Source organism: Pseudomonas sp. 910_23, from assembly GCF_052850795.1.
Genome location: NZ_VXCZ01000006.1, coordinates 62,913 through 84,254 on the forward strand (window position 1 = coordinate 62,913; position 21,342 = coordinate 84,254).

General features: G+C 60.5%; 19 protein-coding genes. 13 read left to right on the top strand and 6 right to left on the bottom strand.

All coding sequences use genetic code 11. The features are described from left to right. Positions 1-46: 46 nt before the first annotated feature. Entirely contained in the window at positions 47-1,474 is a 1,428-nt protein-coding gene (sbcB, locus tag FW800_RS08895) for an exodeoxyribonuclease I (RefSeq protein WP_446437445.1), read from the bottom strand. 167 nt (positions 1,475-1,641) lie between these two features. On the opposite strand from sbcB, the gene FW800_RS08900 reads away from it, so the two are divergent. From FW800_RS08900 to FW800_RS08925, 6 genes are read left to right on the top strand one after another with little or no spacing between them, the layout of a single operon-like run. After that, on the top strand, positions 1,642-2,334 hold the full coding sequence (locus FW800_RS08900; RefSeq protein WP_446437446.1) for an RDD family protein: 693 nt from the start codon (positions 1,642-1,644) through the stop codon (positions 2,332-2,334). Continuing rightward, the gene (locus FW800_RS08905; RefSeq protein ID WP_446437447.1) at positions 2,331-3,311 is read left to right on the top strand and encodes a stage II sporulation protein M; all 981 of its coding nucleotides are present in this window, start codon (positions 2,331-2,333) and stop codon (positions 3,309-3,311) included. The genes FW800_RS08900 and FW800_RS08905 overlap by 4 nt, the downstream gene beginning before the upstream one ends. After that, positions 3,298-4,827 (top strand): DUF4129 domain-containing protein, encoded by a 1,530-nt coding sequence (locus tag FW800_RS08910; protein ID WP_446437448.1) that lies wholly within the window; start codon positions 3,298-3,300, stop codon positions 4,825-4,827. Before FW800_RS08905 ends, FW800_RS08910 begins: the two co-directional genes overlap by 14 nt. Then, the gene (locus FW800_RS08915; protein WP_446437449.1) at positions 4,824-5,981 is read left to right on the top strand and encodes a DUF4350 domain-containing protein; all 1,158 of its coding nucleotides are present in this window, start codon (positions 4,824-4,826) and stop codon (positions 5,979-5,981) included. The genes FW800_RS08910 and FW800_RS08915 overlap by 4 nt, the downstream gene beginning before the upstream one ends. Further along, positions 5,978-6,973, top strand: a complete 996-nt coding sequence (locus FW800_RS08920) for an AAA family ATPase (protein WP_446437450.1) — start codon at positions 5,978-5,980, stop codon at positions 6,971-6,973. The genes FW800_RS08915 and FW800_RS08920 overlap by 4 nt, the downstream gene beginning before the upstream one ends. Positions 6,974-6,980: 7 nt before the next feature. Then, positions 6,981-8,312 (top strand): DUF58 domain-containing protein, encoded by a 1,332-nt coding sequence (locus tag FW800_RS08925; protein WP_446437451.1) that lies wholly within the window; start codon positions 6,981-6,983, stop codon positions 8,310-8,312. 9 nt (positions 8,313-8,321) lie between these two features. Here the strand turns inward: FW800_RS08925 and FW800_RS08930 are convergent, their stop codons facing one another. Then, positions 8,322-8,681, bottom strand: coding sequence for a PilZ domain-containing protein (locus FW800_RS08930; protein ID WP_032881230.1), 360 nt, complete (start codon positions 8,679-8,681; stop codon positions 8,322-8,324). Positions 8,682-8,904: 223 nt separating this feature from the next. After that, entirely contained in the window at positions 8,905-9,279 is a 375-nt protein-coding gene (locus FW800_RS08935; RefSeq protein ID WP_103734699.1) for a tetratricopeptide repeat protein, read from the bottom strand. A 176-nt stretch (positions 9,280-9,455) separates the two neighbouring features. Between FW800_RS08935 and pyk the strand changes: the two genes are divergently transcribed. After that, positions 9,456-10,907, top strand: coding sequence for a pyruvate kinase (pyk, locus tag FW800_RS08940; protein ID WP_005790976.1), 1,452 nt, complete (start codon positions 9,456-9,458; stop codon positions 10,905-10,907). A gap of 160 nt (positions 10,908-11,067) precedes the next feature. Here pyk and FW800_RS08945 read toward each other — a convergent pair whose 3' ends face one another. Next, the gene (locus FW800_RS08945; protein ID WP_446437452.1) at positions 11,068-12,000 is read right to left on the bottom strand and encodes an iron-sulfur-binding ferredoxin reductase; all 933 of its coding nucleotides are present in this window, start codon (positions 11,998-12,000) and stop codon (positions 11,068-11,070) included. A gap of 217 nt (positions 12,001-12,217) precedes the next feature. Here FW800_RS08945 and FW800_RS08950 point away from each other — a divergent pair, with 217 nt between their 5' ends. The 5 genes from FW800_RS08950 to FW800_RS08970 all read left to right on the top strand — a co-directional run bounded on the left by FW800_RS08950 (position 12,218) and on the right by FW800_RS08970 (position 19,322). Further along, a complete protein-coding gene (locus FW800_RS08950) occupies positions 12,218-13,741 on the top strand; it encodes a fumarate hydratase (RefSeq protein WP_032879675.1) in 1,524 nt (507 codons plus the stop codon). A gap of 253 nt (positions 13,742-13,994) precedes the next feature. Beyond that, positions 13,995-15,761, top strand: coding sequence for an ATP-binding protein (locus FW800_RS08955; protein ID WP_446437453.1), 1,767 nt, complete (start codon positions 13,995-13,997; stop codon positions 15,759-15,761). Next, on the top strand, positions 15,755-17,080 hold the full coding sequence (locus FW800_RS08960; RefSeq protein WP_446437454.1) for a sigma-54-dependent transcriptional regulator: 1,326 nt from the start codon (positions 15,755-15,757) through the stop codon (positions 17,078-17,080). Before FW800_RS08955 ends, FW800_RS08960 begins: the two co-directional genes overlap by 7 nt. A 215-nt stretch (positions 17,081-17,295) precedes the next feature. Further along, positions 17,296-18,615 carry an MFS transporter gene (locus tag FW800_RS08965; protein ID WP_005790985.1) on the top strand — a complete coding sequence of 440 codons (1,320 nt, stop codon included), beginning with the start codon at positions 17,296-17,298 and terminating at the stop codon, positions 18,613-18,615. 74 nt (positions 18,616-18,689) lie between these two features. Further along, positions 18,690-19,322 (top strand): flavin reductase family protein, encoded by a 633-nt coding sequence (locus tag FW800_RS08970; protein ID WP_032879672.1) that lies wholly within the window; start codon positions 18,690-18,692, stop codon positions 19,320-19,322. A gap of 124 nt (positions 19,323-19,446) precedes the next feature. On the opposite strand, the gene FW800_RS08975 is transcribed toward FW800_RS08970, so the two are convergent. Further along, positions 19,447-19,695, bottom strand: a complete 249-nt coding sequence (locus FW800_RS08975) for a hypothetical protein (RefSeq protein WP_446437455.1) — start codon at positions 19,693-19,695, stop codon at positions 19,447-19,449. Positions 19,696-19,740: 45 nt separating this feature from the next. Continuing rightward, positions 19,741-20,082 carry an antibiotic biosynthesis monooxygenase family protein gene (locus FW800_RS08980; RefSeq protein WP_032879670.1) on the bottom strand — a complete coding sequence of 114 codons (342 nt, stop codon included), beginning with the start codon at positions 20,080-20,082 and terminating at the stop codon, positions 19,741-19,743. Positions 20,083-20,410: 328 nt separating this feature from the next. Here FW800_RS08980 and FW800_RS08985 point away from each other — a divergent pair, with 328 nt between their 5' ends. Then, on the top strand, positions 20,411-21,340 hold the full coding sequence (locus FW800_RS08985) for an AraC family transcriptional regulator (protein WP_032879669.1): 930 nt from the start codon (positions 20,411-20,413) through the stop codon (positions 21,338-21,340). Positions 21,341-21,342: the final 2 nt, after the last annotated feature.

A 21,342-nucleotide genomic window follows, 5' to 3' on the forward strand; every position in this document is an offset into this window, starting at 1 on the left:
AGCTTGCTGGCGTTTTTTATTGTCTGAATACTCAGCAATTACCGGCCTACAGGCTCAGGCGGGCTGCTAAAGAATCGGCATAGTCCTGCCATTGATCCAGCACCTGGCACTGAAATGAGGTGGCACTAAGCGCCAACTCCTCGCGCGCCTGCTTAAATGCCATCAGGGTATTCGGTGCTCCCCACTGCGGATCTGACAAACGTTGCTGACAGAAAAGTCTCCAGCGTTGTTGCTCCTCTGTATTCAAGGTTTCAGGGAAGTTACGTGCGCGATAGCGAAATAATAATTCCGGCAAACGATGATCATCGAACGGCCACGATTGATGTGCTAATTGGGCGGGCTCTGCCATGCGAACTTGTTCACATAACCGGCGATCCCGATCGCCAATAAAACCATCGTAGAGCTGCTGCTCCGGGTCTGCATTCGAGGCAAAGTCTTCCTCGGCGTAAATGGCCGCCAACTTGTCGCGCCAAACTTCCTGTGCGTCAGTTAGCCGCAGCGCCCGCGCCTGATAGGTGTTCATATCCAATTGCAGACGCTCGCGGTCTTGCGCACGCAACACCTTCAACGGTGCTACCACCGGGCAGCGGTTGATATGCAACAACTTGAGGGGCACCGGCAGTTCACCGTCCGCCAACTCATCACGGCGCGTATAGAGGCGCTCGCGCAAGGTCTGTGCATCCAGGTCCAGCAACCCCTGTGGGTCGAGCCCAAGGTCGCAGACGATCAACGCATTGCGGTTGCGCGGGTGCCAGGCCAGGGGCAAGACCACGCCCAGGTAATGGCGCTCGGCGGAAAAACGCCCGGAGATATGCACCATTGGTTGCAACAACCGCACCTCATCCATAACTCGCTGCTTGCTGCGCAGTTGAAATAACCACTCGTACAGCCTGGGCTGCTTTTGCCGAACCAATCGCGCCAGGGCGATGGTTGCACGCACATCAGATAACGCATCGTGTGCCTGACCATGGTCGATACCATTGGCGTGGGTCAACCGCTCCAGCTTGAGCGTCACGCGCCCGTCCTGCTCAGGCCAGATAATGCCCTCCGGCCGCAGCGCATAGGCAGTGCGCATCACGTCGATCAAATCCCAACGGCTGTTACCGCCCTGCCACTCGCGCGCGTAAGGGTCGAAAAAATTGCGGTACAGGCTGTAGCGCGTCATTTCATCGTCAAACCGCAGCGTGTTGTAACCGGCGCCGCAGGTGCCTGGCGCGGCCAGCTCGGCGTGCACCCGGGTCATGAAGTCGGCTTCGGCAAGGCCCTTCTGTGCCAGGACGCCTGGCGTGATACCGGTGATCGCGCACGCAGCCGGATGGGGCAGAATATCGTCGCCGGGCTGACAATAAAGATTGATCGGCGCACCGACCTCGTTGAGTTCGAGATCAGTGCGAATACCGGCTACCTGGAGCGGGCGATCGTTGCGCGGGTTGATACCGGTGGTTTCATAGTCGTACCAGAAAATCGAGGTCACGGGCTATTCCTGTGCTGAAGACCGACAAAGTCTAGGCGCTGCAAGGCGTCTGGGGCCAGCGATACCTTTACTGTATAAATATCCAGTAAAACCTTGAGTGGTTGCTTCCAGCGTCGACACTGCTAGCATCCGTGTCTCCTAATCGCTTTGCACTGCCAGGGATCGCAATGCCGCCAGCTCCTTTGGATACCCATTACCAAATCGAGACCCCGGAGGGGATCGACCTGCCCTTGCGCCCTGCCGGCCTGCCATCCCGGGCATTGGCTTTTGCATTCGACCTGGGTGTGCGAGGCATCATCATGGGCATCCTGCTGGTGCCCCTGGCGCTGCTGGGCAATATTGGCCTCGGGCTGGGGTCGCTGCTGCTGTTCCTGGTGAGCTGGTGGTACATGGTGCTGTTTGAAGTGCTCAACCAGGGCTGCTCGCCGGGCAAGCAGGTCATGGGCCTGCGGGTGGTGCAGGATGACGGCACCCCCATTGGCTGGTCGGCGTCGCTGATCCGCAACCTGCTGCGCTTTGTCGATATGCTGCCTTTGGGTTATTTCCTCGGTGCGATCAGCTGCCTGCAACACCCGCACTTCAAGCGTCTGGGCGATCTGGCCGCCGGCACACTGGTGGTCTACCGCGAACTACCGCTGGTGCGCCCGCGTATCCCTCAAGCCGCCGCGCTGCGGCTGCCCTTTGCACTGGAGTTGAGCGAACAGCGGGCCATCCTCGGTTTTGCCGAGCGCCAGGCCGAGCTGTCTGCCGAACGCGTGCATGAACTGGCGGCGATCCTCGCCACGCCCCTGCAAGTGCCTCCGGCACGCGCCGTGGAGCAACTCAACGGTGTGGCCCGTGGCTTATTGGGGCCGACATGAAGCAGAGTCTTTTTGAAAGCCGCCACCAGCAGCAATGGCAAACCTACGCGCAGCAACTTGAGCAGTTGGAGCAAGGCAAAGCCAAGGCTGGCGAAATGGCTGACTTCCCTCACCAGTATCGACGCCTGTGCCAACACCTGGCCCTGGCCCAACAGCGTGGCTACAGCAGCTACCTGGTAGACCGGCTGCAGCAACTGGCGCTGCGCGGCCATCAACAGTTGTATCGCCATCGCAGCCAACTGGCGGCCAAGATGCTGGCGTTCCTGCTCGCCGATTTCCCATGCCTGGTACGTGAACAGTGGCGCTTCGTACTGATCGCCGGTCTGCTGTTCTTCGGCAGCCTGGTGGGCATTGCACTGCTGGTCTACCTGTTCCCCGACCTGATCTACAGCATCGTCAGCGCCCAACAGGTGGCCGAGATGCAGGGCATGTACGACCCCGCCGCCAGTCGTCTCGGGCGCGCCGCCGAGCGTGCAGCCAGCGAGGACTGGATGATGTTTGGCTATTACGTGATGCACAACATCGGCATCGCCTTCCAGACGTTTGCCGCCGGCCTGTTGTTTGGCCTGGGCAGCGTGTTCTTCCTGATTTTCAACGGCTTGGTCATCGGCGCTGTCTCAGGGCACCTGACCGACATTGGCTATGGTCAAACCTTCTGGTCATTCGTCATCGGTCATGGCGCATTCGAATTGAGCGCCATTGCGCTGGCCGGTGCCGCGGGTTTGCAATTGGGTTGGTCACTGATCGCTCCCGGGCGGCTGGCACGTAGCGAGGCCTTGCGCCTGGCAGCCCACAAAAGTGTGCGGATACTCTGCGGCGTCATGGTGTTTCTGCTGATCGCGGCGTTCATCGAAGCCTATTGGTCCTCCACCACCCACATCGAGCCCTGGCTCAAATACCTGGTAGGCACCGCGCTCTGGCTGCTGGTGGCCGTTTACCTGATCTTCGCCGGACGGAATCGCCATGCGCCTGACTGACGCCAGCGTGGTGATCCGCCCGCGCACTTCCTGGGAAGCCATGGACCTGGGCGTACTGATGGCCAGGGAACATCGTTTGCTGCTGATGGGCAGTTGGGCAATGGTGAGCCTGCCGGTGTTTATCTCGCTGACCGTACTGCTGTGGAATTACCCGTCGCTGGCCATGTTTCTGTTCTGGTGGCTCAAGCCGGCCTTTGACCGCTTGCCGCTGTACATTCTTTCCAAAGCCCTGTTTGGCGAGCCCCCCAGTCTCAAACAGGCCGTTCGCCAGTGGCCGCAACTGCTCAAGGGGCAACTGTTCGCCAGCCTGACCTGGCGACGCCTGAGCATGAGCCGCAGCTTTACGTTGCCGGTAGGTCAACTTGAAGGCCTCGAAGGTCAGGCGCGGCAACAGCGCCTGGGGATATTGCTGCAACGTAACGCTGGTGCCGCCCGCTGGCTGACCATTATCGGCGTACACCTGGAAATCGGCCTGTGGTTCGGCGCCATGGCGCTGTTCTATTTATTCATCCCGCAGCAGCTGGAAATGGATTGGGACTGGCAACGCCTGGCACTGGCAACCAGCCCGAACGTGCTGTGGCTGGAGCACCTGGGCAATGCCTTTTACGCGCTGATCCTGGTGTTCTGGGAACCCATCTACGTTGCCTGTGGTTTCAGCCTGTACCTCAATCGGCGTACGGCTCTGGAAGCCTGGGACCTGGAGTTGGTATTCCGCCGTTTGCGTCAGCGCCTGAGCAGTGCTGCGTCGCTGCTGTTGCTGGTCGTCGGGCTGACGCTCATACCGTTCAGCCCACCCGCCATGGCCGATGAATCAACGGGCCATAAGCCACTCAATACCCAGGCTGCCAGTCAGTCCATCAAGGCACTGCTGGACAAGCCGCCCTTCAAGAATCCGGAAACCGTCACCCGTTATCGGTTTGGTGAAGAAAAAACACCGGTTAAAAGCACAGCCCGTGGCGACGGTAAATTACCCGGTTGGCTCCAGGCCTTACTCGACAACCTCAACAGCGACACCTTCAAACCCCTCGCCAAAACCCTGGAAATACTATTGTGGAGCCTGGTGATTGGTGGGCTGGCCCTGGTGGTGTGGCGTTACCGTGAGTGGCTACGCACCTTTGTCAGCCGCAGCCGGCGCGCCCGCCCTGCAACCGCCACACCTACCCCCGCTCAGTTGTTCGGGCTTGAGCTGGGGCTCGATACATTGCCGCAAGACATCGCCAGCGCCGCCGAACAACTATGGCCCACTCAGCCAAGGCAAGCCCTTGGCCTGCTGTATCGCGGCCTGCTCAGCCGGCTGCTGCATGAATTCGACCTGCCGCTCAAAAGCGCCGACACCGAAGGCCAGGTGCTGGAGCGCGTTCGACACTTGCAACAACCGCAGTTGCTGGCGTTCAGTGATGAACTGACGCGTCACTGGCAAAACCTCGCCTATGGTCATCGCCTGCCGCCCTCCTCGACCCAACAAAAGCTGTGCAGCGATTGGCGCGCTCTGTTCAATGACGGAGCCAGCCAATGAACCGGCCATTATCGTGGGTGGCACTGCTGCTGGTATGCCTGCTGGGCGTGGGTGGCTTGTACGCCTGGCATAAGGCAATCCCCTATGACGAAGTGGTGGACCGCGGCCCATCGCCGGATGCACTGGCCAATCCTTATATGGCCGCCGAGCATTTCCTGCACCAGCAAGGCCTGGTGGTGGAACGCGCCAACGGCCTTGAACGGCTCGCGGACCTACCCGCCAAAGGTCATAGCCTGTTGCTGCTGGGGGAACGCAGCAACATGACCCCGCGCCAGGTCGAGCAACTGCTGGGCTGGACAAACGCCGGCGGGCACTTGCTGCTGGTCGCCGAGGCATTGTGGGACGAGGAGACCAGCAAGAGCGGCGACCTGCTGCTTGATCGCCTTGATATCCACCAGGCTTTGAGCGAAACCTTCGACGAATCGGCGCCTGCCCGTAAACAGCCTGCAGCAGACCTGACCAGGCTTTATGTCGACAACGAAACCGCCCCGGCGTATTTCAGTTTTGACACCGACTTCAACCTCATCGACCCCAAACACCTGGCGCAGTTTTCCGCCAACAGCGCCCATTCAAGCCACCTGATGCAACTCAACCTGGGGCACGGCCGCGTCACTGTGATTACCGATAGCGACCTGTGGAAAACCCCGAGCATCGGCCAACACGATAACGCCTGGTTACTGTGGTACCTGACCCAGGAGACTGACGTCACCTTGCTGTTCAACAGTGAAACGGACGATCTGTTTACCCTGTTGATTCGATATTTCCCACAGGCCCTCGTCGCGCTTGCGGCACTGCTTGCCCTGGCGCTATGGCAGGCCGCCATGCGCCAGGGCCCAATCCAGGCACCGGCGCCCAAGGCACGTCGGCAGCTCCAGGAACATTTGAAGGCCAGCGCCGATTTCCTGCTGCGCCGCAGCGGCCAGGGCACCTTGCTGCAAGCCTTGCAGCACGACATCCTGCGCGCCGCCCGGCGACGCCATCCAGGTTTTGAGCATCTCGATACAGCAGAGCAGTGGCAGGTGCTGGAACACCTGACGCGACAACCCCCTCACATCATCAGCCAGGCGCTCGAACCACTGACGCAGAAACGGCTCTCCAGCGCCGACTTCAGCCGACAGGTTGCGTGCCTGCAAACCCTCAGGAATGCCTTATGAGCGACTCTCCAATGGCCACCGCCCTGACCGCCGAGAACCTGCAACGTGCCAGCCAGCAAGCCCAGGCCCTGCGTGTGGAATTGCGCAAGGCAGTGATTGGCCAGGATCAGGTGATTGACGATGTGCTCACCGCCTTGATCGCAGGCGGCCATGTACTGCTCGAAGGCGTACCCGGGCTCGGCAAGACCTTGCTGGTACGTGCCCTGGCCCGATGCTTTGGCGGTGATTTCGCCCGTATCCAGTTCACCCCGGACCTGATGCCCAGCGATGTCACCGGCCACGCCGTGTACGACCTGCAGACCGAACAGTTCAAACTGCGCAAGGGGCCATTGTTTACCCACCTGTTGCTGGCCGACGAAATCAATCGCGCCCCGGCCAAGACCCAGGCAGCGTTGCTCGAAGCCATGCAGGAACGCCAAGTCACCCTTGAGGGCGAGGCATTGCCCATCGGCGAGCCGTTCATGGTGCTGGCGACCCAGAACCCAATCGAGCAGGAAGGCACCTACCCGTTGCCCGAGGCCGAGTTGGACCGGTTCATGCTCAAGGTCCGCATGGACTACCCCGACGCCCAACAAGAACTGGACATGGTCCGCGAAGTGACGCGCTCATCCAGGGCAGACATGCTGGATGTGCAGCCGTTGCGCACTGTGCTGCAGGCCGAGGATGTGGTGCTGATGCAGCAGATCGCCAGTGATGTGCCCCTGGATGAACAGGTGCTCGATTACGCTGTGCGCCTGGCGCGCGCCACACGCAGTTGGCCAGGACTGGCCATCGGTGCCGGGCCCAGGGCCTCTATCGCCCTGGTACGCGGCGGCCGTGCCCGGGCGCTGTTGCGTGGTGCAGAATTCGTGACACCCGATGACATCAAGGGCTGTGCCCTGGCAGTGCTGCGACATCGGGTACGCATTGCGCCGGAACTGGACATCGACGGCCTGGAGGTGGATCAGGTGCTCAAGCAGTTGCTGGATCAAGTAGCGGCGCCAAGGCAATGACACGCCCATGAAACCGACCCGTCTGCTCCTGATCTGGCTGGGTGTGCTGCTTGGCCTGAACACCTTGTTGGGCGCTTCCGTCGCGTTGCAGCTCAAGGTACCTGAAACCTTGCATTCAGTGGCCTGGGGCCTGCTGCTGGCTTTGCTGCTGCTGGCGCTGCTGGATGCCGCACGCTTGCACCGTCGCCCCACGGTGCGCGTCCACAGGAAACTGCCCGGCAGCCTGGCGCTGGGCCGCTGGGAAGAAGTGCGCCTGAGCCTGGAGCACGACTTTTCTCAGCCACTGACCGTGCAGGTATTCGATCACGTGCCCGATGGCCTGAGTGTGGATAACCTGCCTCAATCCATTGAATTGCGCCCTGGCGAGCGCGGCGAGTTGGACTATCGCGTTCGTCCCTTGCGACGCGGGCATTTCAGCTTCAGTCGCTGCGAACTTTGGCTGCCCAGCCCATTGGGGCTGTGGTCGGCACGGCGATGCATCGAAACCCACGACGCCACCCGGGTCTACCCGGATTTCGCCCGCTTGTATGGCGCGCAGTTGCTGGGTGTGGATAACTGGCTGAGCCAGTTGGGCGTGCGCCAACATCAACGCCGGGGATTAGGCCTGGAATTTCATCAACTGCGCGAGTTTCGTGAAGGCGACAGCCTGCGCCAGATCGACTGGAAAGCCACCGCCCGTCAACGCACACCGATCGCCCGGGAATACCAGGACGAGCGCGACCAGCAAATCGTATTCATGCTCGATTGCGGCCAGCGCATGCGCAGCCAGGATGCCGAGCTATCTCATTTCGACCACGCCCTCAACGCCTGCCTGCTCTTGAGCTACGTCGCCCTGAGACAGGGCGACGCCGTGGGGTTGTGCACCTTTGCCAGCGACCAACCGCGCTACCTGAAGCCGGTCAAGGGCAGTGGCCAGTTGAACACTTTGCTCAATGCTGTCTACGATCTGGAGGCCACCCGAAACACCGCCGACTATGAGGCTGCCGCCCATCAATTGCTGGCACGCCAAAAACGCCGGGCACTGGTGATCATCATTACCAACCTGCGGGACGAGGATGATGAAGCGCTGATGAGCGCCGTCAAACGAATCGGTAGGCAACACCGCGTACTGGTAGCCAGCCTGCGAGAGGAAATCCTCGATCAACTGCGCCAGGCCCCTGTGCAAACATTGCCCGAAGCACTGGCCTACAGTGGCACCGTCGATTACCTCAACAGCCGAAACCAACTCCATGATCGCTTGAGCGCTCATGGGCTTTCAGTATTGGACACGTTGCCTTCAGAAATGGGCGCCACGCTGGTGACGCGCTACCTGGGATGGAAAAAAGCCGGGGTTTTCTAACTGCTGTGTTCAGACGGAGGCCTGTTGAGGGTCAAAGCTGAAGTACTGCAACAGGGCATCAATCAATTGCCTGTACTCTTCGGATGCATTCTGCACCCGGAACCCGGAGTCATAGTGCTGAGGATTGACATCCTCATGACTCCATAAACAGGTCGCTGTGAGATCAATCGTCTGAAATTCGCCTTGTGCCGTTGGTACTTTCAGGCACAGCTCAAAATCCACATTGATCATCATGGGTAATTGGCTGATCAACATCAGCCCGTTTTCAGACACATTGCCCAAAAAACCGATTGGTTTGTCGGTGATACGGTTGAACACCTGCAAAAAGTAAGGCAATTGATGCCGTTCGATCCGTCGCGCAGTAAACATGATGAAAGTCGCCATCCAATAGCCAAGAGTCTGACTGTGCCAGTGATTCGGAGCGAGCAACCGCTCGCTCTCCCTGGATCCCGGTTTGACAACAGGTACCGCTCGTCACCAGACAGCTGCCAAATCCGGGCCTTGCATCCGTTCGAATGAAAACTTATACAAACAGACCTTCAAAGAATAGCCCAAGACTGGCAACGGGCCAGCCATGAAATGACAAATTTCATTACAACGACGCTGGCCGTGGTTTTGCGACGCCACCGCCCTGATAATGCCCCAACTGCTGCAAGGTATCGAGCCGGGCGCGAGCGCGGTAGGCATACTCGCTCGACGGGTATTGGCTGATGATGAACTGATAGGTTTGTGCGGCATCGACAAACAGTTTCTGCCGCTCCAGGCACTGCCCGCGCAACATCGAAACCTCCGGTTGCACATAGCGACGGGTACGGCTTTCGCGATCGACCTGGGACAACTCCAGGGTGACACGTGCGCAGTCGCCCACCCCATAGGCACGGTAGGCGTTGTTCAAGTGGTGGTCCATCGACCAGCGGGTACAGCCGACAACACTGACGGCCAGGGCAGCAACAAGCAAAATTCGCATGGGGGTTCTCCTGTCTTGTGCAGTGTATCGACCCCCGGGCGAAAATCTTCAAGGCTGTTTGCCCATCCAACTGCAGCAAAAACAAAGGCAATCGTCGATAAGTAGTGCAAACGAACAATGACTACAACGAAAGAGCATAGTAGCCTTCCCCAGCGCTTGAACTCAGGAGTCTGTGCATGTCCGTCCGTCGTACCAAAATCGTCGCCACCCTTGGCCCGGCCAGCAACTCGCCGGAAGTCCTCGAACAGCTGATTCTGGCTGGTTTGGACGTCGCCCGTCTGAACTTCTCCCACGGCACCCCGGACGAGCACAAGGCTCGCGCCAAGCTGGTGCGTGACCTTGCCGCCAAGCATGGCCGCTTCGTCGCATTGCTGGGTGACCTGCAAGGCCCGAAAATCCGTATCGCCAAATTCGCCAACAAGCGAATCGAGCTGAAGATCGGTGACAAGTTCACCTTCTCCACCAGCCACCCGCTGACCGAAGGCACCCAGGACGTTGTCGGTATCGACTACCCCGACCTGGTCAAGGATTGCGGCGTCGGTGACGAACTGCTGCTGGACGACGGTCGCGTGGTCATGCGCGTCGACACTGCGACCCCGACCGAGCTGCACTGCACCGTGATCATCGGTGGCCCGCTGTCCGACCATAAAGGCATCAACCGCCGCGGTGGCGGCCTGACAGCGCCGGCCCTGACTGAAAAAGACAAGGCCGACATCAAGCTCGCCGCCGAAATGGAAGTCGACTACCTCGCGGTGTCCTTCCCTCGCGACGCCGCCGACATGGAATACGCCCGTAAACTGCGCGACGAAGCCGGCGGTACCGCCTGGCTGGTAGCGAAGATCGAACGTGCCGAAGCCGTGGCCGACGACGAAACCCTCGACGGTCTGATCAAGGCTTCCGACGCCGTGATGGTTGCCCGTGGCGACCTGGGTGTGGAAATCGGTGACGCCGAGCTGATCGGTATCCAGAAGAAGATCATCCTGCACGCACGCCGCCACAACAAGGCGGTGATCGTCGCGACCCAGATGATGGAGTCGATGATCCAGAACCCGATGCCGACCCGCGCCGAAGTGTCCGACGTGGCCAACGCCGTGCTCGACTACACCGACGCCGTGATGCTCTCGGCTGAAAGTGCCGCCGGCCCGTACCCGCTGGAAGCCGTCCAGGCCATGGCACGCATCTGCGTCGGCGCCGAAAAGCACCCGACCAGCAAGACCTCCAGCCACCGCATTGGCAAGGTCTTCGAAAGCTGCGACCAGAGCATCGCCCTGGCAGCCATGTACACCGCCAACCACTTCCCGGGCGTTAAAGCGATCATCGCCTTGACCGAAAGTGGCTACACGCCGTTGATCATGTCGCGCATTCGCTCCTCGGTGCCAATCTACGCGTTCACCCCGCACCGCGAAGCCCAGGCCCGCGCGGCCATGTTCCGTGGCGTATACACCATCCCGTTCGACCCGGCATCGCTGGCACCGAACGAAGTCAGCCAGAAGGCTATCGACGAATTGGTCAAGCGCGGCGTCGTGGAGAAAGGCGACTGGGTCATCCTGACCAAGGGCGACAGCTACCACACCACCGGTGGCACCAATGGCATGAAGATCCTGCATGTGGGCGACCCACAGGTCTGAGTGACAGGCTGAAAAAACAAAAGCCCCGCCATGAGAATGGCGGGGCTTTTTGCATTTCAAATGCCGGCTGAGGTGTTGAACCGTCGGGCCTCATCGGGAGCAAGCCCCCTCTCACAGTTAATCGCGTACACCCGCAAAGCCTGTACTCGACAGTCAGCACTCAACCACGGGGCAGGAACACATCGGCCAGCAGTTGATTACGCGGCAGCCCCGCCAGAAACAAGCGCTTGGAAAAGGCTTCGACGCTGGCAGGATGCCCGCAGACCAAGGCCAGGGTTTGTCGCGAAGCAAGCCGCAGTTGCCCCAATGCCTGGGCCAACTCATCTGCGGTCCATAACTCCACCACAAGGTTCTGATGCTGCGCGGCCAGCACTGCCAGGGGTTCGGCCAGGTAGTGAGCCTGGGCATCATGGGCCAGGTGAATGACGCGGATGGCACCCTGGTGATCCTGGCGCAGCGCTTCGCGCAATACCCCCCACAACGGACCCAGCCCAGTGCCGGAGGCCAGCAGCCACAAGGGCCGGGCTTGCCAGTCAGGGTCGTAGTGCAACGCCCCGCCGCGCAACTCGCCCAAGCGTAACGGCTCACCGACCTTGAAGTGGCGAGCAGCATCGCTGAATTCCCCGGGTTGACGGCAATCGATATGAAACTCCAGGTACGGGTCCTGCTGGGGCACGCTCGCCAGGGAATAGGGGCGTGCCACCTGCCCTGCCCACAACACCAGATGCTGCCCGGCGCGGTACCGCAGGCCACGCTCGGGTTGAAGGCGCAGGCGCAGCACCGTCGGACTCAGCCAATCGGCACCCTCCACCCGCGCAGGCAGGCCATCACGCAACGGATCAAACGCCTCGACCCTCAGATCAGCGCTGATCCGGCACTGACACGCCAGGCGCCACCCGTCCTGGCGTTGCGCCGAGCTCAGCGCGTCAGGCTGCTGGTCGTCGACTTCGCCCTGGCAACGCACCAGGCACGCATGGCAACTGCCGGCCCGGCAACTGGAGGGCACGGCCACACCTGCCTGATTCAAGGCATCCAGCAGGTTGCTGCCGGTGGTGACCGACCAGTGGCGTTCGCCGACGTACAGTTCAGGCATATCAGGGTCTCAAGCATAAGGAGCGCGCACAGGGAATCATGCCTGCGACAGTTTGACCATAGTCGGGTGTATCGGCCACCGCGCCGGGTTATACTGCCGCGCCTTTTTAGCGTCGCGCCTGCACCACTTTGGCGTGCCTTGGAAAGATGGTTTCAGCCGACCGACGTAACACTGAAGCCACCTTTATTGAATGTTCCCTTATAGAGGAGCGCGACTCATGACCGTGATCAAGCAAGACGACCTGATTCAGAGCGTTGCCGACGCCCTGCAATTCATTTCCTACTACCACCCCGTTGATTTCATCCAGGCCATGCACGAAGCCTACCTGCGCGAAGAATCGCCGGCGGCCCGTGACTCCATCGCCCAGATCCTGATCAACTCGCGCATGTGTGCCACCGGCCATCGCCCGATCTGCCAGGACACCGGTATCGTCACCGTGTTCGTGCGCGTAGGCATGGATGTGCGCTGGGACGGCGCCACCATGGGCCTGGACGACATGATCAACGAAGGCGTGCGTCGCGCCTACAACCTGCCGGAAAACGTTCTGCGTGCCTCGATCCTCGCCGACCCGGCAGGCGCGCGCAAGAACACCAAGGACAACACCCCTGCGGTGATCCACTACTCCATCGTCCCGGGTAACACCGTGGAAGTGGACGTGGCGGCCAAGGGCGGCGGTTCCGAAAACAAGTCGAAAATGGCTATGCTCAACCCGTCCGACTCGATCGTCGACTGGGTGCTCAAGACCGTTCCGACCATGGGTGCCGGCTGGTGCCCACCAGGTATGCTCGGCATCGGCATCGGCGGCACTGCCGAGAAAGCCGCGGTAATGGCCAAGGAAGTGTTGATGGAATCCATCGACATCCACGAGCTGAAAAAGCGCGGCCCGCAGAACCGTATCGAAGAGATGCGCCTGGAGCTGTTCGAGAAGGTCAACCAACTGGGCATCGGCGCCCAGGGCCTGGGTGGCCTGACCACCGTGCTCGACGTGAAGATCATGGACTACCCGACTCATGCCGCTTCCCTGCCGGTGTGCATGATCCCCAACTGCGCCGCCACCCGTCACGCGCATTTCGTGCTCGACGGTTCGGGCCCGGCGTCGCTGGAAGCGCCATCGCTGGACGCCTACCCGGAAATCGTCTGGGAAGCCGGCCCATCGGCCCGCCGCGTCAACCTCGATACCCTGACCCCGGAAGAAGTGCAGAGCTGGAAGCCGGGCGAAACCGTATTGCTCAACGGCAAGATGCTCACCGGTCGCGACGCGGCGCACAAGCGCATGGTCGAGATGCTGAACAAGGGCGAAACCCTGCCGGTGGACCTCAAGGGCCGCTTTATCTACTACGTCGGCCCGGTTGATCCGGTGCGCGAGGAAGTGGTTGGCCCAGCGGGCCCGACCACCGCGACGCGGATGGACAAGTTCACCCGTCAGATCCTCGAGCAGACCGGCCTGTTGGGCATGATCGGCAAGTCCGAGCGCGGCCCTACCGCTATCGAAGCGATCAAGGACCATAAGGCCGTGTACCTGATGGCCGTGGGCGGCGCCGCCTACCTGGTGGCCCAAGCGATCAAGAAGTCCCGCGTGGTGGCGTTCGCCGAGTTGGGCATGGAAGCCATCTACGAGTTCGACGTGAAAGACATGCCGGTCACCGTTGCAGTCGATAGCAACGGCGAATCGGTACACATCACCGGTCCTGCCATCTGGCAGAAAAAGATCAGTGAGAGCCTGGCGGTGGAAGTGCAGTAAGCGCTTTCTCCACAAGCATAAAGGCGACTGCGGCCCATGGCCCAGTCGCCTTTTTTATACCTGAAGCGATTGCCATGGCGAACGCTGTCAAATGTGGGAGCTGGCTTGCCTGCGATGACATCAATTCGGTGTGACTGAAGCACCGAGGTGTCTGCATCGCAGGCAAGCCAGCTCCCACACAAGCTCGTTCGCCACAAGATCCAGACAGCTCATGCTATGGTGCTCGCCCCTCACTGTGCCTGCTCATCATCGTATGATCGTGATCCCTCGCCCTCTGCGTCTGACATTTTACTCGTTGCTGATCATCGCCGGCGCAGTGCTGGCCGCCGCCTTGGCCACCCGCCATGCCGAGCGCCAGGCCCTGGTGGATGAAGCCGCTCGAGCCAATCAACAGCTGGCGTTGTATGCCAACTCGCTGCATACCTTGATCGAACGCTACCGCGCCCTCCCCGCCGTGCTGGCGCTGGATTCGGAAATGATCAGCGCGCTGAAGGGCCCACTCGATAGCGCCACCCAGGATGTACTCAATCGCAAGCTCGAACGCATCAACGGCGCCGCCCAGTCCTCCACTCTGGAGCTGATGGACCGCACCGGCCTGGCGGTGGCCGCCAGCAACTGGAATTTGCCCAGCAGCTATGTCGGCCACAATTACGCGTTCCGTCCGTATTTCAGCCAGACCTTGAGCCAAGGCACCGGACGCTTTTACGCGGTGGGGGTGACGACCGGCATTCCGGGGTATTTCCTGTCCAGCGCGGTGGTCGATGAACACGAGCAGTTCCTCGGCGCCATGGTGGTCAAGCTGGAGTTTCCCGAACTGGAACGCGAATGGGCTCAGGGCAATGACTTGCTGCTGGTCAGCGATGCACGCGGCATTGTGTTTATCGCCAACCAGCCGGGCTGGCGTTATCGCAACCTGCGGCCGCTATCAGAGAGTGACCTGGCGGAACTCAAGGCCACTCGCCAATACGACAAGAAGCAGCTGCAACCATTGGAGACCCAGACCCTGCAGCGCTTCGACGACAACAGCCACCTGATGCGCGTCAACGGCCCGGACGGCAGCGCCAACTACATCTGGGAATCCCTGCCGCTGAAAGCCGAAGGCTGGACCCTGCACCTGCTGCGCAAACCGCAGTTCCCGTTTGAAGACCAACGCAATGCCGGCCTCGCCGCCGCCGGGTCCTGGCTGGCGCTGGTGTTTCTTGTGCTGTTCCTGAGTCAACGCTGGCGCCTGGCTCGCCTTCGCCAACGCAGCCGCGAAGAACTCGAACACTTGGTAGAAGAACGCACCCAGGCCCTGCGCACCGCCCAGGATGGCCTGGTTCAATCAGCCAAACTGGCGGCGCTGGGGCAGATGTCCGCCGCCCTCGCCCATGAGATCAATCAACCGCTGACCGCACAACGTATGCAGCTGGCCACCCTGCGGCTGTTGCTCGACCATGGCCGTGTGGACGACGCCTACAAGGCGCTCACGCCGTTGGATGACATGCTGACGCGCATGGCCGCGCTGACCGGCCACCTCAAGACCTTCGCACGCAAAAGCCCCAGCGGCCTGCGCGAACGCCTGGATCTGGCCACCGTGGTCGACCAGTCCCTGCACCTGCTTGACGCGCGCCTACGCGATGAGGCCATCGGCGTGGTGCTGGACCTGGCCCGCCCGGCCTGGGTACGCGGCGATGCGATTCGCTTGGAACAGGTGCTGATCAACCTACTGCGCAACGCCCTGGACGCCATGGCCGACAAGCCGCGCAAACGCCTGGAAATCCGTCTGCACGCCGATCAGCAGCTGTGGCAGTTGAGCGTCAGCGACAGCGGTGGCGGGATTGCCGAAGAACATTTGAACAACGTATTCGACCCGTTCTTCACCACCAAACCGGTGGGTGACGGGCTCGGCTTGGGCCTGGCGGTGTCCTACGCTATCGTGCATGAATTGGGCGGGCGCCTGATCGCCGGCAATCGTGGCGACGGCGCAGTCTTTTCCCTGACCCTGCCCGTCGCGCTGGAGACACCTGGCCTATGTTGAACGCAGTGATTGTGGTGGATGACGAAGCCAGCATTCGTAAGGCCGTCGAGCAGTGGCTGAGCCTGTCGGGGTTTGACGTTCAGTTGTACAGCCGTGCCGAGGAGTGCCTGGCGCACCTGCCGAAGGACTTCCCCGGGGTGATCTTGAGCGATGTGCGTATGCCCGGGCTCAGCGGCCTTGAATTGCTGGCCGAGGTACAGCGGCGCGATGCTGACTTGCCGGTGATTTTGCTCACCGGCCATGGTGACGTGCCGATGGCCGTCGAAGCCATGCGCGACGGCGCCTACGACTTCCTGGAAAAACCCTTCAGCCCGGATGCCCTGCTCAACAGCCTGCGTCGGGCGCTGGACAAGCGCGGCCTGATCCTGGAAAACCGTCGCCTGCACCAACAGGCCGATCACCGTGCACAACTGGAATCCAGCTTGTTGGGGGTGTCCAAGGGCCTGCAAACCCTGCGTCGCCAGGTGCTGGACCTGGCGACACTGCCGGTCAATGTGTTGATCCGTGGCGAGACCGGCAGCGGTAAAGAACTGGTTGCCCGCTGCCTGCATGATTTCGGCCCACGAGCCAAAAAGCCGTTTGTGGCGCTCAATTGCGCGGCTATCCCCGAGCAATTATTTGAAGCCGAGCTGTTCGGCCACGAAAGCGGCGCCTTCACCGGCGCCCAAGGCAAGCGTATCGGCAAGCTGGAGTACGCCCATGGCGGCACCGTGTTCCTCGACGAAATCGAAAGCATGCCCCTGGCGCAACAGGTAAAACTGCTGCGCGTGTTGCAAGAGCAGAAGTTGGAGCGATTGGGTTCCAACCAGAGCATCAATGTCGACCTGCGCATCATCGCCGCTACCAAGCCGGACCTGCTCGAAGAAGCACGCGCCGGGCGTTTTCGCGAGGACCTGGCTTATCGCCTGAACGTCGCACAACTGCGCCTGCCGCCCCTGCGCGAGCGTCGCGAAGACATTCCGTTGTTGTATGAGCATTTCGCCCAAAGCGCTGCCGAACGTTTGGGCCGCCATCTTGAGCCATTGAGTGGGCCGCAGCTGAGTCGCCTGCTCAGCCATGACTGGCCGGGCAACGTACGTGAACTGGCCAACGTCGCCGAGCGCCAGGTGCTGGGGCTTGGAGAGCCTGAACCTGAAGGTATTGAACCTGGGCAATCGCTGGCGGCGCAGCAGGAGGCTTTCGAGGCGCATTGCCTGAAAGCCGCGCTGACCCGGCATAAAGGCGATATCAAAGCGGTGCTGGCCGAGCTGCAACTGCCGCGACGGACCCTCAATGAAAAGATGCAGCGGCATGGGTTGGTGCGGGAAATGTTCCTCTGATCCTGCTTATGTAGCGATTGCAAGGACGTCTTCGCGAGCAAACCATAAGCGGATTTCCGCTCATCCCGCAAAAATAATCGGCAACTTTCCGCTCAAAAAAACCTCGCAACCCTTCTATTCCGGGCCTTCATCCACTTGGCACAGCTTCTGCTATAGCCCAAGCCAGGCAGTGCTCAAGCACGCTCCATAAAAACAACTAGATGAAGGATCCTTCAATGGATAACTCCAACTCCCTGCCTCTGGGATCGGCGTCTGCGCCGGCAAAAGAACGCACCACTTCCAGCCGCATCAAGTCGATCTTCAGTGGATCGGTCGGCAACATGGTCGAGTGGTACGACTGGTACGTCTACGCCGCCTTCTCGCTGTACTTCGCCAAGACGTTCTTCCCCAAAGGCGACACCACCGCCCAACTGCTCAACACCGCCGCGATCTTCGCCGTGGGCTTCCTGATGCGCCCTATCGGTGGTTGGCTGATGGGCCTGTATGCCGACAAGGTCGGGCGTAAAAAAGCCCTGATGGCCTCGGTCTACCTGATGTGCTTCGGCTCGCTGCTGATTGCCCTGAGCCCTGGCTATGAACTCATCGGTATCGGTGCGCCGATCCTGCTGGTGTTTGCCCGTTTGCTGCAGGGCCTGTCGGTCGGTGGCGAATACGGCACTTCCGCCACTTACCTCAGCGAGATGGCGACCAAGGAACGTCGTGGTTTCTACTCCAGCTTCCAATACGTGACCCTGATCTCCGGCCAACTCATCGCGCTGGCGGTGCTGATCGTGCTGCAACAACTGCTGACTACCGAACAGTTGTACGCCTGGGGCTGGCGTATCCCGTTCGCCATCGGCGCCTTGTGTGCAGTGGTCGCGCTCTATCTGCGTCGTGGCATGGAAGAAACCGAGTCGTTCACCAAGAAGGAAAAGGCCAAGGAAAGCGCAATGCGCACCTTGATGCGCCACCCCAAGGAACTGATGACCGTGGTCGGCCTGACCATGGGCGGCACCCTGGCGTTCTACACCTACACCACCTATATGCAGAAATACCTGGTGAACACGGTCGGCATGAGCATCTCCGACTCCACCACCATTTCGGCAGCCACGCTGTTTCTGTTCATGTGCCTGCAGCCGATCATCGGCGGGCTTTCGGATAAAGTCGGTCGTCGCCCGATCCTGATTGCCTTCGGTGTCCTGGGTACCCTGTTCACCGTGCCGATCCTCACCACCCTGCACACCATCCAGAGCTGGTGGGGCGCGTTCTTCCTGATCATGGCAGCGCTGATCATCGTCAGCGGCTATACCTCGATCAACGCCGTGGTGAAAGCCGAACTGTTCCCCACCGAAATCCGCGCCCTGGGCGTGGGCCTGCCGTATGCGCTGACGGTGTCGATCTTCGGCGGTACCGCTGAATACATCGCGCTGTGGTTCAAGAGCATCGGTATGGAAACTGGCTACTACTGGTACGTGACCGCGTGTATCGCAGTGTCGCTGATGGTCTACGTGACCATGAAAGACACCCGCAAGCACTCGCGGATTACCACGGACTAAAAAATGAGGGAGGGGACAACCCCCCTCCCACATTGGATATGATGTGGGCCCCAGAATCGAGAGCAGAACAGGTCATGTCCGACGATATCCACTTCTACGAACCCGCCAACGGCCACGGCCTGCCCCATGACCCGTTCAATGCCATCGTCGGCCCACGCCCGATTGGCTGGATCTCCTCGCACGACAGCGAAGGCCGCCTGAACCTGGCGCCTTACAGCTTCTTCAATGCATTCAACTACATCCCACCGATCATTGGGTTTTCCAGTGTGGGGCGCAAAGACAGCTTGAATAACATTGAGCAGACCGGCGAGTTTGTGTGGAACCTGGCCACTCGCCCGTTGGCCGAGCAGATGAACCAGAGTTGCGCGGCGGTCTCACCGGATGTGAATGAATTCGAGTTGTCCGGCCTGACGCCGGTGGCTTCGAAAGTCGTCGCTGTACCCCGCGTCGGCGAGAGCCCGGTGTCGTTTGAATGCAAAGTGACGCAGATCATCCAACTGCAACGCGCCGACAAGGAGCTGGTGCCGAGTTGGCTGGTACTGGGCGAAGTGGTTGCGGTGCACATCGCCAAGTGGTTGCTAAAGGATGGGATCTACGACACTGCTGCCGCCGAGCCGATTTTGCGCGGCGGCGGCCCGGCGGATTACTTCCAGTTGGGGCCGCAAGCGCTGTTCAAGATGTACCGCCCAGGCGCCACAAAACCCTGACTGACATACAGTCAAATTGTGGGAGGGGGCTTGCTCCCGATGGCTATGTATCAGCTAAAAATTTGCTGGCTGATACACCGCTATCGGGAGCAAGCCCCCTCCCACATTTGATCGGCAGCGTTCGTTAGTTGGAAGCCGTTGCCCAAGTCAGTTGACCTTCCGCATCCACATCAACCAGGCAATCAAGATGCAGCGTCGCCGCATCATCGGCATCCGAAGCCGTCTTGAACTTCTGCCCGTCAAGGATCTTGTGGAACTTGGGGGCGCCCATGCCATCCAGTGCCTTGACGGCGATGGCAGCGCTATAGCCACCCTCTTCTTCACGCATCAAGGCGGAAACGGCTTCGTGGTGGACAAATTGTTTACGTGCCATGTTGCAGGTCCTGGCCAATGGAAAAGTCGGCCATTGTAAACCGGTTCAACCGGCCAGTTGCAGGTACTCGCCGTAGGCGTTGACGGCAGATGCATCGGTGAAGGTCTGGAAGTCCATGCTGCGCACGACCATGTCGTTGAGCAACTCCGTAAAAATCATCAAGGTCGGTGAGCTGAAGTAGGCACTCATGGCCTCCTCGCTGCTCCAAAAACCTGATACCAGCCATATATCAGGATCGACCTGGGAATGCTGCAACGAAAATTGCAGGCAACCTGGGGCTTGGCGGCCCGGTTCGATCAAACTGCTCAAGCGTGCACCGAGTTCGGTGCTGCACCCGCTACGGGCGCGGATAAAGGCCATGTGGCTCGCGGGAATGGGGGTGGACATGTTCGACTCTCCCGTTGAGAAGTGATGCTCGGCAAGCACGGTGAGGGTGTGTTGCCACAGGATCAAAGATAGCGGCCCGGCTGTGGATGCGGTTAGTCGATTCCTGCAGGCTTATTGCACAATCCTGCGATAAACATAGAGAGGACGTTTGGCCCCCGGGATTTATTCCATGCACCGGTCCAGTGTTTCAGGGAGATGACAGGCGGCCTGCTTGCCTGATTCACTACCTATCGCAGGATCAGGCAAGGATCCTGCAGAATCGACGTAACACTTTTTGAAAAGCTGCCGCTAAGCTGAGCCCATCAAAGCAGCGTGTAGAGGACGCCCCATGTCGTCGCCCGAACCAAAGCCCATTCCCGTCGATGCCGAGATGGAGAAACAACGCGCCGAGCTGGCCAGTATCGTGCACCGCCACACCTGGGAAGATGGCTCCTACGGCACGGCGATCACCTCGCTGTATCTGAACCGCCACAACACGCCACGGGATTTCATGCCGGTGCTGGTGGAACCTGCGCTGTGCATCCTCGCCAGCGGCAGCAAGGAAGTGCGCCTGGCCGACGAAATCTTTGCCTACGACCCGCTCAATTATCTGGTGTTCTCGGTCGCCATGCCGGTAGCCGGCAGAATCATCGATGCCACCCCGCAAGACCCCAACCTGTCGGTCCGCATCAATATCGATCCGGCCCAGCTCACCGCGCTGATTGCCGAAGCCGGGCCTATGGGTGTGCCGTCGCGTCCCACCTCTCGTGGCATGTATGTGGACCGCATCGACACCCCGTTGCTCGACGCCGTGCTGCGCCTGGCCCGCCTGCTGGACACGCCCAAAGACATCGCCATGCTCGCGCCGTTGATCAACCGTGAAATTCTCTATCGCTTGCTGCGGGGCCCACAGGGTTATCGCCTGTATGAAATTGCCGTGGCCAACAGCCAGAGCCATCGCGTCAGCCAGGCGATCAAGTGGTTGAACGGCAACTACGAACAACCGCTGCGCATCGACGACCTGGCCAAGGAAGTGAACCTGAGCGTCTCGACCTTGCACCATCGCTTCAAGGCGATTACGGCCATGAGCCCGCTGCAGTACCAGAAGCAGCTGCGCTTGCAGGAAGCCCGGCGCTTGATGATTGCCGAAGGACTGGAAGCCTCGGCCGCGGGGTATCGGGTGGGGTATGAAAGCCCGTCGCAATTCAGCCGGGAATACAGTCGGTTGTTTGGGGCGCCACCGCTGCGCGATTTGGCCCGGTTGCGCCAAAGCATCTGATG